We start from the raw sequence: 544 nt of genomic DNA on the forward strand, positions 1-544 counted from the left end.
GATTTATCGCGCGCGCCCCGACGTCAACTGCATCATCCACACGCACCCGACGCACGTCGCCGCGCTGTCGATGCTCGAGACGCCGCTCGTCGTGTCGCACATGGACACCTGTCCGCTTCACGGCGACTGCGCGTTCCTGAAGGATTGGCCGGGCGTGCCCGTCGGCAACGAGGAAGGCGAGATCATCTCGAACGCGCTCGGCGACAAGCGCGCGATCCTGCTGTCGCATCACGGCCAGCTCGTCGTCGGCAAGACGATCGAAGAGGCGTGCATGCTCGCGATCCTGATCGAGCGCGCGGCGCGGCTGCAACTGCTCGCGATGGCGGCCGGCGCGATCGCGCCGATTCCGCCCGCGCTCGCGGCCGACGCGCACGACTGGATCTCGACGCCCAAGCGCGACGCGGTGACCTTCGCGTGCTACGCGCGCCGCGCGCTACGCCGCCACCCCGACTGCCTCGACTGATCCGCCGAATCGCCCACGCGTCGCACCGGCGGCGAGCCGACGACACCCGAAAACATCGAACATTCCGGAGCACCCCGACTC

The 544-nt window shown here is 69.3% G+C and carries 1 protein-coding gene; it reads left to right on the forward strand.

What is annotated here, in order from left to right:
* A partial coding sequence (locus tag J5M67_RS27650) for an aldolase (RefSeq protein WP_207888572.1) occupies window positions 1-463 on the forward strand: 463 nt, incomplete at its 5' end.
* Window positions 464-544: the final 81 nt, after the last annotated feature.

This window comes from Pseudomonas sp. 30_B (genome assembly GCF_017491605.1).
Lineage (GTDB): Bacteria > Pseudomonadota > Gammaproteobacteria > Pseudomonadales > Pseudomonadaceae > Pseudomonas.